This window comes from Arthrobacter sp. P1_B11, assembly GCF_056406715.1.
The window spans coordinates 105,316-121,545 of the sequence record NZ_JBFTZQ010000009.1 but is presented as its reverse complement, the minus strand read 5'-3'; the positions used below and the strand labels follow the sequence as shown (position 1 = coordinate 121,545).

Here is a 16,230-nt window from a genome sequence, read left to right as displayed (position 1 = left end):
TCCCGACGCCAGTCTCTTGTCCGACGGCGGCCTCCTCGCGGCGGGCAACTCACATTTCTACGAGCACGTAAGCCGGATTCTCGATTGCGTCAGCCACATAGCGAAGAAAGCCTCCGGCCTTTTCGCCATCGCAGATGCGGTGGTCGAACGTCAGGGTCAGCTCGGTGACCTTGCGGACCGCGAGCTCCCCGTGCACTACCCATGGCTTATCGATGACCCGGCCGACGCCCAGGATCGCCACCTCAGGATAGTTGATGATCGCAGCCGAACCGTCGACGCCGAACACTCCATAGTTGTTCAGCGTGAACGTTCCGCTTCCAAGTTCTGCGGGAGTTGCCTTGCCTTCGCGGACGACGACCGTCAGCCGGCGGATCTCCGCATCCAGCTCGCGAGCACTGAGTTTGTCCGCGTTGCGGACTGACGGAACCACGAGGCCGCGGTCAGTCTGAGCTGCGAATCCAAGGTTGACGCCATCGAAGGCGACGATCTCTTGGCTCTCACCGCCCGCGGCGTCCTCGGAAGTCACTATCCGCGTATTAAGTTCCGGAAACCTTTTCAACCCGGCTGTGACGAAACGGGCGATGAAGGCCAAAAGACCTGGTGTGTTGTGGGGGTCGGCCTTCTTGAGCCCGGCGCGCAACTCGACCAGAGCGGTTGCATCAACATCCACCCAGACTGTGGCTTCTGGAATCTCGGAGCGGCTTCGCGTCATGTTGGCGGCGACTGCTTTGCGGACGCCTCGGACTGGGGTGCGGCTTGCGATCCCGAGGCCGGTGCGGGGGTCGATGCCCCCGCCGGCCGAGCTTGTCGAGGCCCTGGTTTCGACAAGCTCCATCGGCGGACTCGGCTTGGTTTCGCCAGGCTCCACCGGCGCCGGCTTCGTGATGGCAGCTTCGACATCGCGGCGCATGATGAGTCCGCTGTCACCCGAGCCTTGCAGGTGTCCGAGGTCGACTCCGTGCTCTTTGGCCATTCGGCGCACGAGGGGCGAGATTACGGCTCCAAGCTTGCCTGGTACACGAGTGCGCATCAGGAGGAGGTCGTCGGCGGACGCGGTCAGCTTGGGTTCGGCGGTCGAGGTTTCGACGCCCTTGGTCTCGACAGGCTCGACCGGCGGAATGCGTCGGGGCCGGGTTCGGCGAGTTGTTGCACCGCCGCCCGGTGTTCCGTATCCGATGAGAACGTTTCCGGATCCTGCTTTTTCTTCCGTGCGGTAGGTCTCGGCTGCATTGGTTTCGACAGTCTCGACCGGCCGCGACTTGGTTTCGACAAGCTCAACCAGCGGTTCCTTTTCGACCGGCGAGCCCGCCGGCGTCACCGAGATCAGTGGCTTTCCCACGTCGAGGGTCTGGCCTGGTTCTCCGTGCAGCACTGCTACGGTGCCGGCGTACGGGGACGGGACTTCCACCATGGACTTTGCCGTTTCGACCTCGGCGATGGGCTGGTCTACACGGATTTCGTCGCCCACGGCTACGAGCCAGTTCACGAGTTCGGCTTCTGTGAGGCCTTCGCCGAGGTCGGGCAGCAGGAATACTTTCGTTTCGCTCATCTGATCAGTCTTCCCACTGGAGGTCGTCAACGGCGTCGAGGATGCGGTCCACGCCGGGCAGGTAGTAATGCTCGAGTTTCGGGGCGGGGTACGGCACGTCGAAGCCAGTGACGCGGCGGATGGGCGCGGCGAGGAAGTGGAAGCAGCGTTCCTGGACCCTGGCCACGATCTCGGACGAGACGGACGCAAACCCGTGCGCCTCCGCAATGACCACGGCTCGGCCGGTCTTGCGGACCGAGGCGCAGACGGTCTCGTCGTCGAACGGCACGATTGAACGGACATCGATCACCTCGAGCGAACGGCCTTCCTCGGCCGCTGCGGCCGCGGCAGCGAGCGCCATCGGCACGGACGGACCGTAAGCGATGAGCGTTGCATCCGTGCCGGGTCGGGCGACGGTGGCACGGCCTTCCGTGGAAGTTCCGGCCTCGGCATTCGCGGCATGCTGGTCGCGGAGTGCTTCGAGGTCCACGAGGTCCTTGGACCAGTACAGCTTCTTGGGTTCCATGAACATCACGGGGTCATCGGAGTCGATGGCTTCGCGGAGCATGCGGTAGGCGTCGGCAACGGTGGCCGGGGTGAAGACCTTCAGGCCGGCGGTGTGGGCGTAGTAGGACTCCGAGGAGTCGCAGTGGTGCTCCACTCCCCCGATGCCGCCGGCGTAGGGAACACGGATAACTATGGGCAGCTTGAGGGCGCCCTTTGTGCGGTTGTGCATTTTGGCGACATGGCTGACGATCTGCTCGAACGCCGGGTAGGCGAAGGCGTCGAACTGCATTTCAATAACCGGGCGCATGCCGTTAATCGCCATGCCTACCGCCATGCCCACGATGCCGGACTCTGCCAGCGGGGTGTCAAAGCAGCGCTGTTCGCCGAAGGTCCGCGTCAGGCCGTCGGTGATGCGGAAGACGCCACCCAGCATGCCGACGTCCTCGCCGAAGACCAGGACGGAGTTGTCCGCGTGCATGGCGTCGGTCATGGCGGTGTTCAGAGCTTTGGCCATGGTGACCATCTGCGGACCAGTAGCCTCGGCCGTGGCGGCGGCCGTGGCTGCCGCCCGGGCGGTGGCTGAGCTAACGTTGCCGTTGGCCTCGGAGGATGTGGTGATTGCGGGGCTCATTTTGGGGCCTCCGTGGTGGTTGAGGTGCCCGCGCCGGCCTCGCGCGCTAGTTCGTCGGCGAGCATGGCGGACTGTTCCTTGAGCTGCGGCGTCGGTTTGGAGAAGACGTACTTGAAGAGGTCCTGTGGGTCCACCGGGACGTCCTCGCTGAGTCCGTTGCGGAGCTGCGTCGCAACTGCTTCGGCTTTCTCCGCAATCCTGGACTCGCCGTCGTCGTCCAGTACCCCTTTGCCGGCGAGGTACGTCTTCATCCGCGTCAGCGGGTCCCGGGCCACCCACTGGGCGACTTCGCTGTCTTGGCGGTAGCGGGTGGCGTCGTCCGCGTTGGTGTGGGCCTGCATGCGGTAGGTGTGGGCCTCCACCAGCAGGGGGCCGGAGCCTTCGCGGGCCAGCCTGACCGCACGGTCAAGGACAGCGAGTAGGGCGACGACGTCATTGCCGTCCACCCGTTCGCCCGCCATGCCGTAGCCCACGGCTTTATGGGCTAGCGACGGCGCGACGGACTGGTGCGCCAGCGGCACCGAGATGGCGTACTGGTTGTTCTGCACGAAGAAGACGACGGGCAGGTGGAAGACGGCGGCGAAGTTCAGGGCCTCGTGGAAGTCGCCTTCGCTGGTGGCGCCGTCGCCGCACATGGCCAGGACAACGGTGTCCTCGCCGCGCAGCTTGGCGGCATGGGCGACGCCGACGGCGTGCAGCAGCTGCGTGGTGAGCGGCGTGCATTGGATGCCCACCTTGTGCTTGGCGGGGTCGTAGCCGCTGTGCCAGTCGCCGCGGAAGAGGATCATGGTCTGGACGGGGTCAACGCCGCGGGCCATGACGGCGACGGAGTCGCGGTAGGTGGGGAACATCCAGTCGCCGTCCGACAGGCAGAGGGCGGCGGCAACCTGGCACGCCTCCTGGCCGTGACTGGAGGGGTAGACGGCCATGCGCCCCTGCCGGACGAGGGCGGAGTTCTGGTCGTTGACGCGTCGGCCGACGACGAGCTGCTCGTAGGCGGCCAAGAGTTCCTCGTCGCTGGGCAGCGGGTACTCGTGGCCCGGCTCAGCGCCCTGCTCGGAGTGCGGCTTGAGGTTGCCGTCCTGGTCCACCATCTGGATCTGGTGGCGGGCCGGCAGCATGTAGTCCTCAACCGTGATGCCGAACTTGCGCACAGCCTCGGCTGCGGCGCCTCCGAAATCGGGTTCCTGGAGCTGGTCCGGCGCCTGCCGGCCTTGCGCTGCCTGATCTTGGGCAGCGTGGTCCGCGGAGATCGTCATTGGTCCGTCCTTCTGTAGCCACTATTCACTTTCAGTATGGTCCCGGACGATGTTTCGTATCCACCACTTGGGCGAACCGTGGAGAAGTAGGGCTGGTTCCCCTATTCTGAAAGACACATCGTAAGTGTGATCCGGATTACCGACAGGGATCGTAGACAAATGGCAGGAACGGAGACGGAGCAGGCGGCCGTACCTCTCGACGATGTAGACCGGAACATCATCGCGGAGCTTACGCGGGACGGGCGGATGTCCGTTACGCAGGTGGCGGAGAACGTCCACATCTCGCGGGCGCATGCCTACACGCGGATTGCCCGACTGACGGGCGAGGGGGTACTGACGAAGTTCACCGCGCTGGTGGACCCGATCAAGGCCGGCTTAAAATCATCCGCCTATGTGACGCTCAAGGTGCGGCAGCATTCCTGGCGCGAACTGCGCGAGCTGCTGCGGGCGATCCCCGAGGTGCACCACATTGCGCTGGTCGGCGGGGACTTCGACGTGATCCTCTTGGTGAGGGCAGTGGACAACGTGGACCTTCGGCGAGTGATCTTCGACCAGCTGCAGTCCATGCCTGGGGTGTTGGATACCCAGACGTTTTTGGTGTTTGAGGATGTCGATACGCGGTAGTGACTGGCGCGAACGCATGGTCAGAATAGACGTGAGACGGAGTAGGAAACCAGAGTCTCGAAGCAGCCGGTTCCTGTTAGCCGCGGCGCCTCAGAGCAGAGGCCCATATGAGGCCCGGGGATGGACGGCCTCTTATTCGAAGTCCCCGTCAACAAATGAGTGAACTACAGAATGACAGGGACCAACGCCGAAGCCAGGTCCCGCAGTTGAGCCGGACTAACACGCCCAAAAACCTTGTCGGAACGATTCAAGCGTCGCTGAGTCACAGCGCTTTGAGCTGATTTCCGTGCAGTGTCAGCGCCCTGACGATGGCGGCGATTTCACAAATGCAACGCTTGTTGGACGGATCGGTCGCCGCGGCAAGTACCGGCCTTGCGGTTTGACGAGGTTACCGAGAAAGCCCGGCCCTCGCACTCAACGAGCTGCTTGACCGCTACTCCCGGAGAGCGGTGTTGCTAGGTCCGAACTTTGAGTCGGACCAGGCAGGCGGGACGTTACTCCCGGTCGAAGCCCCGGAACTACATCCCACTACAATAAGTCCGGCGGCTGTTCCGATCTGGGGGAAGACATGAGCAACACACGCATTCTTGAAGTTGGCCGCGGCGGACTACGGGCAGGCTATCTACCACAACTCGATGGGCTTCGGGCATTGGCGATTTCGTTAGTCTTCGTACACCACGCGGTCTTCCCTCTGGCCTTCGGCGGGCAGATCGGTGTTGACGTGTTTTTCGCCCTATCTGGTTTCCTGATTACGACGGTCCTGCTGAGGGAAATAGCAGACAGCGGGGACGTAAAACTGCGTAACTTCTATCTGCGACGGATCATACGCCTCTACCCCGCGTTACTGGTCGCGATGCTCCTGCTCTTCGTTCCTGGCTTGTTGCTGGCTCAAAGCACAACGAAGTTCCTCTGGGAGACAGCGGCTGCCGTAACCTACACGACGCCGTACCAGATTCTGGTTGACGGGGGCGGAGATATTTGGCGGCACACCTGGAGCCTTGGAATTGAAGAATTGTTCTACCTCGCTTGGCCGGTTATTTTGGTGAACCTCAAGCGTCGGGTTGACCGTTTCGCGCCACAGATGCTCATGGTCGCTGGCCTACTGGCTCTGGCAGCCCTGCTCTTTGCGAAATCAAATACCGGTATGTTTCTCCGAATGGGAGGGATGTTGCTGGGGTGCGCTCTCGCCCTCTATCTCGAGCGGACACCAAACGCTCGCTTTGGCAAGCGGGCAGCCGTAAGTGGATTGGCCCTTCTCGTTGGCGCCGTTCTGGTGGGAACTAACACAAGGCTCGAAATGGTTGCGGCGTCGATGGCTGCCGTCGCTACGCTCGCCATAATCGCCCATCTCACCACAGACGCTGACTCGGTGATCACCCGCGCGCTTTCGCTGCGTCCGTTGACGTACGCGGGTCGAATCAGCTATGAGCTCTATCTTTTCCACTTCCCGTTGCTCGTCATCGGTTCATGGCTGATCGGCGGAACTCAGTCTCAGGCAGCGTATTTTGCAGTGCCGCTCGCAGTCTTGTTTAGCGCAGTCACCCACCGACTTCTTTCACCTGCTCAATTTCGGTGGCGGCAACTTCTGCCGCACTCTTGAAATGTCTACGTGGTGGGAGGTGGGCGAATATTTAAGCCGCATTCCGGCGCCGTATCGTCCTCCCGCTAGCTGTAATCCCCACGGAGGTTGCGAACGGAGAGGGCGTGATGCAGATCGCCCGTACGCCCGGCATCGAATTAGGTTGCCATACTCATCCCGACGCCAGAAATCCCTCGCGGCCTCGCCGCGCCCAGCCCATGGCCGACCAAGCATCTAAAGCACAGTCAAGGTCGCCCGCTGGTTCTTAGAATGTTTGGACACCTCGATGGGCAACGCACCCGATTAGGTGCTCCCGGGGCACGCAAGGAATGGGACCGATCCGTCACGGTCGGCCTGCATGAGTGACGGTTCCTCTCGCGGCTGCAGAGGACCACCGAACGCCTGCAACGGCTGCTCACGGGCTGCCGTCACACCTCGGTAAGATCTCATTGCGACGCAGCACTTCTGCCCCTCGCCTTCACGATTGTCGGCAAAGTTACCCCGGTACCAGCTAGGGCGATTGACTGCCCCAAGAGTCGCCAGGCCGACACTCGCTTCTGATGCAACACCGTCAGCCGCGTCCATAACGTCATTGGCAAACTGCAACCAGATGACGTCGTCGTCATGGCGGCCGACAGTCGCAACCATTTGCGCACCGCCGCCCAGCCTGTCTTTAGCTAACGCAAAGACGCCCAGGGGGCCATTATCGTCTCATCGGATCACCCAGGCCAAACGTTCACATTGAAGGGCGTTCGCCCCTGCCCTTCGCTCGCCTCTCGAGCAGGTACGGCAGTCGCAATGCAATCGGCGCATCTCACCGTCCATGATGAGCGGTCCGAAGCTTGCCTCCGGGGGATCTGTCTTGGCCGATTCATGCGATGTTCGTTCGGAGTGTTACTCAAGAAACGTAGGATGGCCTGCGACCGCTACAATTAGCAGGAATTGCAAGCTGGATGCGAACCGAGGGCAGGTCTGCCAGTACGGATGCATACTGGTCCATACACAGGGGGAAGCCGGACAATTGGAAATACGTGACTACCTTCGCATGTTGAGCCGCAGCTGGATTCTCATCGCCGTGCTCACGATGATGGGCGTGCTCGGGGGAGGGCTTGCGTCGATTCTGGTCAAGCCCAGCTATACAGCGGACACGCAGCTTTTTGTCGCTATCCAAAGCTCTGGCTCCGTCCAAGAACTCGCACAAGGCAACACCTTTAGCCAGGCGAGGGTGCAGTCGTACGTGAAGACGGTCACGACACCTATGGTTCTTCAGCCAGTTATTGACTCTTTGGGGCTCAAACTCACGCCGGACGAACTCTCGAAGGAGATCAAAGCCAGCAGTGACCTCAACACTGTCATAATCACTGTCTCCGTGACCGATACCTCCCCCGTTCAGTCGGCGGCCATTGCGCAAGAGGTAGCAAACAATTTGATAAAGACGGTGGAAAACCTCGAAAAGCCGAACACCGGCGGATCGTCGCCGGTCAAGTTGTCAGTGATTTCCCCGGCGACAGCGCCGTCCAGTGCTTCAGCACCAAATACAAAGGTGAATCTACTACTCGGCCTAATAGTCGGTTTGGGCATGGGAATTGGTGCATCCCTACTCTCGGCTACGTGGGACACGAAGGTTCGTGGTGAATCCGACATCCGCAAGGTCACGCCTGCACCAATCTTGGGCGGAGTTGCGTTTGACCCTGATGCCACGAAGAAACCTCTGCTCACGCAGGTGCCACCGCAAAGTGGACGTGCAGAATCCTTCCGTCAATTACGAACGAACCTGCAGTTCGCGCATGTCAGCCAGAAGAGCAAGACCGTGCTTATCACTTCATCGCTTCCTGGAGAAGGCAAAACGACCACTGCCGTAAACTTGGCCATATCTATCGCGCAGGCAGGGCAAACCGTCGCACTTATTGACGCCGATCTTCGGCGCCCCATGATCGCGGAATACTTGGGCTTGGAACGCCAAGTCGGACTGACCACGGCGCTAGTGGGCGATGCAGACGTCAATGAGCTACTTCAGCCTTGGGGCGAGAATGAGCTCTACGTCCTCGCTTCAGGCCAAATCCCTCCGAACCCGAGTGAGCTACTCGGCTCGGATGAAATGCGAAGCTTGATCGTGCGCCTGGAGGAGGCATTCGACTCCGTCATCATTGACGCGCCACCCTTGTTGCCCGTCACTGACGCTGCCGTACTCGCCCAACATGCAGGGGGCGTACTGCTCGTAGTCGGAAGTCAAAAGACCAAACTTGGCGAACTTGAAAAGTCGGTCAGCGCCCTTGAGATGGTCAATGCAGACATTCTTGGTATTGTGCTCAATCGTCTGCCGGTCAAGGGGCCGGACTCTTATGCATACACTTACCATTCGTACACCAGCGGCACGGCGCACTCCAGCCCACGGAAGTCGCCGTATAAGACGCGAAAGGGCAAGCGAACGAGCCAGCCGAAGTCTGAAGAATCTGATTTCAACTTCGCTAGCCGTTCCAACGACCAGACACTTCTATCGATCTCCGATGGCACGGGGCGAACTGGGCCCTCCGAGCAGCGAAAATAAGCAGGTGTTCCACAATTCTCACAATGGACTCTTAACAGTCCACCACCACACACCTACGTGTGCCATGAGAGCAGGGAAGAGTGGACCTTAGCCCCTCCAACACACCACAGGGACAGTTGGTGAACAATCAGCAAGGATTTGGTATCGGAGGCTTGAGGCATGCCCTCAGATCGAACCAAATGCTCCGAGACCTGCTCCTGAATGGGATCACGGGTTCCCCCTTAATGCCTCGACGTGTGCGGACGCGCCTCATGCAGCTTCTCGGCATGAGAGTAGGAGGGGCAACAATCAACCCCCTCTGTTGGTTCGGTACCTGGAATGTGACGATTGGTAGAGGATCCTTTGTCAATTACTATTCAAAGTTCGATGGTCCCACTCAAATCGGCGCCAACTGCAACATCGCCTACGACGTTCTCATATGCACGAGTACGCACCACCTGGGCGGCAGGTCCCGACGGGCCGGTAGCGCGACATTTAGACCTGTCATCATTGAAGACGGAGTCTGGATAGGTGCGCGAGCCGTCGTGCTACCGGGCGTGACAATAGGCAAGGGCTGCATCATTGCTGCTGGAGCAGTAGTCGTCACAGACTGCGAACCGGACTGGCTCTATGCGGGTGTTCCGGCAAAGAAGGCACGAAGACTCAGCTGAGAGTTTCCGGACCGTCGTGCTTAGCGGTGAACTGATATCGCGTAGGTGAACAAAGAGCCTGTTGGACTACCGGGTGAGACTGTCCAGGCATTCACACTGGAACCGCACAACGGCCTTGAATGAACCCGCCGGGGCGACGGTTGACCCGGGCACCAGCTTCCTTATCCTGTCCGACTATCGCGTCATTTCCGATCGCACGCCCTACCAATTGCGCGCACCATTTCATCGTCGAGACCGACCAGCATCGGGCTATCCCACCGGTGATTTCGTGTGTTAGCGGTCATGAAAAACTGCCCATCGCGGCTGAGCGGCGCTGCCGCTCCGGTGTTTTTCAGGGTTTTGATCCGGTTCTCGCACCGGCCCCGGGCGCGGTGTCTGGCGTCCAGGAACGGGCCGTGCCAGCGCGGTGAGTTGGTCAGGAACGCGGTGATCCGGTGCCCGTCGGTATCGAGCAGGGTCGGCTGCGCGCCGGGGTGCAGCGGCTCTGCGCGCAGGAACAATTTCGTGCCCGGCGGTTAGTCGGTGAGCGGAATGACGTCGGTGGCGTTGATGACCCACGCATCGGCGCGGTCCTTCCCGTGCTGGTCCAGGGCCGGCTGCCAGTACTGTTTGTTATTGATCCAATCGATCATGTGCGCTTTGCCGAACGGGAGGGTGTAGCTGGTGGAGAACTGCACGCCGAGGCTGTGCAGGTGCCAGAGGAACTTCCGTGAGGCCCCGGCGCTGTCGGTGCGGACCAGGACCTTCTCTCCGGCCAGTGCCCCGGTTCCGTTGTAGAACCCGTCGGGCAGTTGGGCCGCGGCGGTGTGGAAGACCCGGATGTGGTCCTAGGCGCTGTTCGCTCCCGCGTTGCCGGGCCGCAGCACCGCCGCGAGGATTTCCCCGGAGCCGTTGCCGGCACCGTAATCGACGCTCGCGATAAACGGGGCGAACCCGTAGCCGCCTTTGTAGGTGCCGGCGACGTTTTCCTTATCGGAGTGCGAAGTCACCAGGGTCGCGTCGAGATCGATGATGAGCGGGTCCGCGGCTGTCGCGGTCAGTGCCGGATTCCGGTTCCCGGCGGCATCCCAGGCACGGGTGCGCAGCTCCCGGGTGAGGGTCTCAAATCCGTAGCTGAACAGCTCCGGGTTTGTTACGGTGCGTTCGAAGAACCGGGAGACGGTCGCGTTCGAGGGCAGCTGACCGAAGGCACCGGGCGAGGAACGCAGGATGTCCAGGTCCGAGGCGTGTTCGCCTCCGGCGGCGAGCATCGCGGCCAGGGATCCGAGGAGTTTGCCGGATCGATGCCGTGCGCCGGAGGGAACAAACTGGCCGAGCCTGTCCTCGCACAACCTGCCGAAACCCAGGGCGTCCATGAAGCCGGTGAGGACCGCGACGCCGCCGTGCGAGATCAGCGACTGGCCGGTGAAAAACGACCGGGACGCACGGGAAAACAGGGGTAGAGTGGTGCATCGAAAAGGTGCTCCTTCACGACCGGGATAAATTGGCTTAGACACCACTATTTTCCCTTGTCAGAGCACCTTTTCGCCTTTTAAACACACCCCTCAACGGCCACCCGATGAAACCACGGGGCTAATGGGTTTTGTTCTAATGTCTCCGGTGTGGCGTTTATCAGGAGGGTGCGGACGGCCTCGGGAGCGACGGCAGTGCAGATCGCCGAGTATTTGCGTGGTCGTCAGCGGATCGTGGAGCACGTCGGGTCGGCGCATACGGAGGCCGAGCTCGGCATGCTGCTGGAGCGCGCCCGCGAGTTGCTGGACAATCCTGCCCAGGGCGTCCTCGAGCTCGGTGTCGAGCCCACACCTGCGGTAAAAGGTCTGATTTTGCCTGCTGGACCGGGCTTGTTCGAGGCGGCCGGCGCGGCGATGCCAGCCGGTCGTGACGGTCCGGGACGCGTCATCGGGACGGACTCGCGGATCCTGTTCGATGCGTTGGCCGGCGTCTTCACGGCGCTGGGGTTCGATGGCCTCGGCGACGAGGTGTTCCGGGACCTGGTGATCGCCCGGGTGGTGGAGCCGACCTCGCTGCTGGATGCCGGCAGGGTCCTGCGGGATCTGGGCCAGTCCCCGGCCAGCTACGCGACGATGAAGCGCACCCTGGGCCGGGCGGCTTCGGGCAAGTACCGCGATCGGATCGCGACTTGGTGCTTCCAGCACGCCAGCACCGACGGGGACATCTCCCTGGTGCTCTACGACGTCACCACGCTCTACTTCGAGGCCGAGAAGGAAGACGAGCTGCGCAAGGTCGGCTACTCCAAGGAACGCCGCGTCGACCCGCAGATCGTTGTCGGTCTGCTGGTCGACCGGGGCGGGTTCCCGTTGGAGATCGGCTGCTTCGAAGGCAACAAGGCCGAGACCTCGACGATGATTCCGATCATCAAGCAGTTCCAGGCCCGCCACAGTCTGGCCGACATGGTCGTCGTGGCCGACGCCGGTATGCTCTCCGCGGGCAATCTGCGCGAGCTGGATGAGGCGAACCTGCGGTTCATCGTCGGCTCCCGGATGACGAAGGCCCCGACGGATCTGGCCTCGCACTTCCGCTGGCACGGGGACGCGTTCACCGACGGGCAGCTGATCGACACGATCACTCCCAGGACCGGCCACACCAATGAGAACAACCCCGACCTGCGCGCCGAACCGGTCTGGGACCCCGCCACTCACGCGGGTTCATGGCGGGCCGTGTGGGCCTACTCCCGCAAGAGAGCCGTCCGCGACGCCACCACCCTCACGGCCCAGGAGAACCGGGCGCGCGAGGTCATCGAGGGACAGAAAGCTGCCCGCACCCCACGCTTCGTCAAGACCGCCGGCGGGAAACGCAGCCTCGACGAGGCATCACTGACACGCGCCCGGCAACTAGCCGGCCTCAAGGGCTACGTCACGAACATCCCGGCAACGGCCATGGCCGCAACGGAAGTCATCGGCTCCTACCACGACCTGTGGCACGTCGAGCAATCCTTCCGGATGAGCAAGACAGACCTGCGGGCCAGGCCCATGTTCCACCGCACCCGCGACGCGATCGAGGCCCACCTCACGATCGTGTTCACCGCGCTTGCCATCTCCAGAACAGTCCAGAACAAGACAGGACTCGCGGTCGCCAACATCATCAAACAGCTCCGACCCCTCCGCTCGGCCACCATCGCCATCAACGGCACCACACAGAGATTCGACCCCGCCGTCTCCACCGAACAGCAAACAATCCTCGAGGCCATCCACAGCTCAAAACTCACGCACTAAGCAAATGAGCCAAGTCAGGCGAACTACACCGGAATCGAGCACATCAGACGCACTGGCCGCGGCTACGGGAGCGCCGGCAACATCAAGTCGAACATCATCACGACCGGCGCCGTCCAGAGGGCGGCATTCCTTTTGCTCGGGGATCGCTGTCCACGCGAACCGCGTTAGGCCAGGGTGCCGGCAACGCCCGTGCTCTCAACAACGTGCCACGGTTCCCGGCCGGGCGACGGGCAATGCGGCCATTGAGGTCTTCAACGCTTTCGACGGCTGGCTGCCGAACCTTATCCAGCCCAGACGACGACATCACTGCCGCCACCAACGCCCACGTAAGCCAGTCTGATTGCCCGAAGCTCCATGGCGTCTCCAACATCCCAATCGCCAGCATCGGAATCATTATCAGAATGCTACTCATGTCGCCGCGAACAGCCCTCCTTACTAGGATCCATATCAAGCTCAGAAATGCCACTACACCGGCAACGCCCCCGATGACAAAGACATCTAGTAATTGGTTGTGTAAGGAGTAGGAGCTAGCCCCGGCGATACCGCCCGTGCTTGCGAAATAGAGCTCCAGCGCGTTCCAGCCGACGCCAAAAAACCAGGATCGCCAAACCTCTTCGAGGCCCCACGACCATAATTCCGCCCGGTTGGTGTAGTCCCCACTACCTGCTGAGAAAGTGATCCATGCCTGCGCGAAAAGCAGAATAGGCACTAATAGAATTAAAACTATTTTCGAGAAGCGGGCAATAAATGAACGAGACCGACCAAAATGGAAGACATACCACAAAACACATCCAACCACGCCCGCGAGGAGACCAATCTGACTAGTACGAGATCCCGTCGCGTAAGTGGAAACAACCACGAGCCCGAGAGGTAACCAGCTCATCTTTCTGCCCACAAGAGCTACCACCAAGAAAGGCAATCCTATGGCCAGCGCTATACCCAGAGCATTCTCGTTCCCGAATATCCCCCGGTAGAGGTCGCCCATCGGACCGCATTTGTCGAATCTGCAGGGTCTAGTCGCCTGCGCTGGATTCACGAGCAATAAAAGGCCCGAGACGATGGCGAGAAGCCACACCGAAATCGCCGCACCGTAAAGTGCTCGTCCGCCCTTGACCGTCACCGTAGCCACAAGAAGTAGAACGAGGAGCAAAACTTGCCTAAAGGATGTCTGAGCAGCTGCCGAGGCGAGAGCGCCGACGGCCCCTCCCACGACAACAAGCATTGCAGTAATTCCTGGCACTCCGACGGTAAACCGTCCTTGTTCGCGCTGAACTGCAATCAATCGGATGAGGCCGAGTGCGATAGTCGCAGGAATTGACCATTTGTCAACTATATCGACCCATCCCTGTGCTACGGAGTAGGACTCACCGTATTGGCCGTACTCCACATATGCGCCACCTAAGAAACGGCCTGCCACCCAGGATAAGACGTTCAGGGCCCAAATATAGATGATGAAACGAGCATTCGCATCAAGTGACCCGTCTCTGCTCCACTTCCACATCCACCTTCCGAGCAGGGGCAAACTGCCGACTGACAACGTAATGATGAGGAACTTGAAGACTAATTCCATCAGGCCTGGCTCCCAGTTCTAGCAAGTATCCGGCAATAGAACATGGATGGCACAAACTGGCAAAGAAAAATCGCCAAAATTGAAGCCAAAACGGGGCCAATAGCACCGTAATGTGCGAGAAACGCAGACAAAGGAAGCTTGATAATGAGCATCGCGATGAGCGCCTTAGCCTGGAATCGGAGACCGTTCTCTGACGTGAGGAACATTGCAGGCGTCATTGTCGCCGCCTGCACAAGCAAGAGTAGGGCGAAGGCTCCTGCAATCGGGATGGAAATATCGACGGCTCCCCGCGAAACGAATGCCAGGATGAAGGGTCCGATCGACACCAGCGCAATGCCAAATACAAGTCCTATCACTGAGAACCGAAGTACCGATGACCTGAAGAGAGCCCAGTCCTGCCCGAGACCTGATCGTGCTGCGACAAACCTCGGCCACAACGACGCGGCGCCGGCACTCACGATTGATAAAAGCGGAACATATAGTTGGCTCTGCAAGGAGTACTCCGCGACGCTGGACGGCGAAGAAAACCACCCAATGAACAATCGGTCCGACTGCAACACTATCGGTTGGCTAACCATGATAATTAGCATCGCTGCACCCGACCGCCAGAGCGGCAACCCTTTGTAGACGCGACAGGACGGCCGTAGGCGCATCATCGACAGCACGGGGAAGCCCCTACGAATCTGAAGAACCATGACGCCGCCGACGATCACGACCAATCCAGCTACAGCCGGCGCACCGACGACCAGAAAAGAATTTCGGCCAATGGCAAGCCAGACCATCAATAGAACAATTGGCGTGGTCAGACTTGTAAGCACTATAATATAGCGATTCATGTGTAATCCGAGCGCGATCCTCTGCCAAAGTGATAGCGGCATCGAGACCGCCATAATCGCGAGAGTGACAAGTACGACACCGTCAACATTCATGGTTGACTTATCGACTGGGAGTATTCGCGACCAAACTTGAAAAAAACTCGTAAGGGCAGCAACCATCAAAATGATTGTCGCGGCAAAAACCAGAATTCGAAAACACCTTTCGACAGTGGCACGAATCTCAACGTCCCCCGTCTGCCCCTTGGCGCCGGCTACTGCATTCGTCACGACCGCCCCGAGCCCCAAGTCGGACAAGGGGAGAAGCTGAGCGACACTCCAGATGAGAGAGACTGACGCGTAGTACTGAGCGCCACCATCATGAATCAAAATTGCGGCAACGGCTAAGCTTGAAACCCCCGTAACGGGAATCGTGAGAAGCCTCACGGCCATATCGAATAATGATGAACTAAAAAAACGCTTGAACGGGGCTGACGTCATTTAGGTTCTGCTGGCGCTGGTAGATGCCGATTGGCAATGTCCCAAATCCGATCCACAACTCGGGTGACGGGGCGCCAAAGGGGATACAGAAGGATCATCCGCTTCGACAGGTACTGACGCCGTACGGACTCGCCCTCATCTTCACTGCCCTTAGTAAGAGTGATGCTCGAGTCATGAAGCCGGTAACAGGAAACCTCGCGAGGCAAGTAAACCGATCTCCCTACCTTCCTAAGGCGGATGAAAAGATCAAGATCCATTGCGTTCTTCAAGTGCAAGTTGATTCCACCAGCAATCTCGACCGCTTCTCGACGCAGGATACTGCCTGGTTGGGGTACAAAATCCTTCCCGAAGGTCAGGTATCGTGCTGCCAAGCGCCCCGGACGGGTCACGCCAATAGTTCGACCGTCGGCAGAAATGTACCGCGTCCTACCATACGCAAAGCTAGCGCCTGGGTTTGCCCTCATAACACCAATTACGTCCCGTAAGGAACCTGGCTGGAGCCGGTCATCATCCCCCAACCAGGTCACAAACTCGCCTGTGTAGCCCTCAAAACCGGCCGCGATCGCCGCCGAAAGCCCTCTCGAGTCTGACTCTATGATCTCGACGCCATCGATACACAAGTCATCGCTACGAACCGCGTTCGGAGGACATACGATACGGATGAGGGGCGAAGCGCCCTCCTGGCTAGAAATCGATCTAAGGGCTTCCTCTAACCAAGCGGGCCTAGTTCCTAGCGTTGGCACTACTACCAATACCTCATCCATGTCTATTGGATTCAAACTGCTCAA

At 60.3% G+C, this 16,230-nt stretch carries 11 protein-coding genes and 1 pseudogene; 5 read left to right on the top strand and 7 right to left on the bottom strand.

Annotation, left to right across the window (positions count from 1 at the left end; genetic code table 11):
* Window positions 1–49: 49 nt before the first annotated feature.
* From AC1D14_RS09815 to pdhA, 3 genes are read right to left on the bottom strand one after another with little or no spacing between them, the layout of a single operon-like run.
* Entirely contained in the window at window positions 50–1,549 is a 1,500-nt protein-coding gene (locus AC1D14_RS09815) for a dihydrolipoamide acetyltransferase family protein (RefSeq protein WP_476968389.1), read from the bottom strand.
* 4 nt (window positions 1,550–1,553) lie between these two features.
* Window positions 1,554–2,666, bottom strand: a complete 1,113-nt coding sequence (locus tag AC1D14_RS09810) for an alpha-ketoacid dehydrogenase subunit beta (protein WP_476968388.1) — start codon at window positions 2,664–2,666, stop codon at window positions 1,554–1,556.
* Window positions 2,663–3,925: a pyruvate dehydrogenase (acetyl-transferring) E1 component subunit alpha gene (pdhA, locus tag AC1D14_RS09805; RefSeq protein WP_476968387.1), complete on the bottom strand. Its 1,263-nt coding sequence runs from the start codon at window positions 3,923–3,925 to the stop codon at window positions 2,663–2,665. Before pdhA ends, AC1D14_RS09810 begins: the two co-directional genes overlap by 4 nt.
* Before the next feature lie 159 nt (window positions 3,926–4,084).
* On the opposite strand from pdhA, the gene AC1D14_RS09800 reads away from it, so the two are divergent.
* The 4 genes from AC1D14_RS09800 (at window position 4,085) to AC1D14_RS09785 (ending at window position 9,326) form a co-directional block, all read left to right on the top strand.
* Window positions 4,085–4,549, top strand: a complete 465-nt coding sequence (locus AC1D14_RS09800; RefSeq protein ID WP_476968386.1) for an Lrp/AsnC family transcriptional regulator — start codon at window positions 4,085–4,087, stop codon at window positions 4,547–4,549.
* A 568-nt stretch (window positions 4,550–5,117) separates the two neighbouring features.
* Entirely contained in the window at window positions 5,118–6,149 is a 1,032-nt protein-coding gene (locus AC1D14_RS09795) for an acyltransferase family protein (RefSeq protein ID WP_476968385.1), read from the top strand.
* Between the two features lie 1,000 nt (window positions 6,150–7,149).
* Window positions 7,150–8,676, top strand: coding sequence for a tyrosine-protein kinase domain-containing protein (locus AC1D14_RS09790; RefSeq protein WP_476968384.1), 1,527 nt, complete (start codon window positions 7,150–7,152; stop codon window positions 8,674–8,676).
* A 179-nt stretch (window positions 8,677–8,855) separates the two neighbouring features.
* On the top strand, window positions 8,856–9,326 hold the full coding sequence (locus tag AC1D14_RS09785; RefSeq protein ID WP_476968437.1) for an acyltransferase: 471 nt from the start codon (window positions 8,856–8,858) through the stop codon (window positions 9,324–9,326).
* 320 nt (window positions 9,327–9,646) lie between these two features.
* Here the strand turns inward: AC1D14_RS09785 and AC1D14_RS09780 are convergent.
* Window positions 9,647–10,778 (bottom strand): annotated as a pseudogene (locus tag AC1D14_RS09780) (IS1380 family transposase); the annotation flags it as partial.
* A 149-nt stretch (window positions 10,779–10,927) separates the two neighbouring features.
* Between AC1D14_RS09780 and AC1D14_RS09775 the strand changes: the two are divergent.
* Entirely contained in the window at window positions 10,928–12,559 is a 1,632-nt protein-coding gene (locus tag AC1D14_RS09775) for an IS1634 family transposase (RefSeq protein WP_476968383.1), read from the top strand.
* A 97-nt stretch (window positions 12,560–12,656) separates the two neighbouring features.
* Here the strand turns inward: AC1D14_RS09775 and AC1D14_RS09770 are convergent, their stop codons facing one another.
* The 3 genes from AC1D14_RS09770 to AC1D14_RS09760 are packed head-to-tail and all read right to left on the bottom strand — an operon-like array spanning window position 12,657 to window position 16,206.
* Window positions 12,657–14,129 carry an O-antigen ligase family protein gene (locus tag AC1D14_RS09770; RefSeq protein WP_476968382.1) on the bottom strand — a complete coding sequence of 491 codons (1,473 nt, stop codon included), beginning with the start codon at window positions 14,127–14,129 and terminating at the stop codon, window positions 12,657–12,659.
* On the bottom strand, window positions 14,129–15,442 hold the full coding sequence (locus AC1D14_RS09765) for a lipopolysaccharide biosynthesis protein (protein ID WP_476968381.1): 1,314 nt from the start codon (window positions 15,440–15,442) through the stop codon (window positions 14,129–14,131). Before AC1D14_RS09765 ends, AC1D14_RS09770 begins: the two co-directional genes overlap by 1 nt.
* Window positions 15,439–16,206 carry a glycosyltransferase gene (locus AC1D14_RS09760; protein ID WP_476968380.1) on the bottom strand — a complete coding sequence of 256 codons (768 nt, stop codon included), beginning with the start codon at window positions 16,204–16,206 and terminating at the stop codon, window positions 15,439–15,441. The genes AC1D14_RS09765 and AC1D14_RS09760 overlap by 4 nt, the downstream gene beginning before the upstream one ends.
* Between the last annotated feature and the right edge of the window lie 24 nt (window positions 16,207–16,230).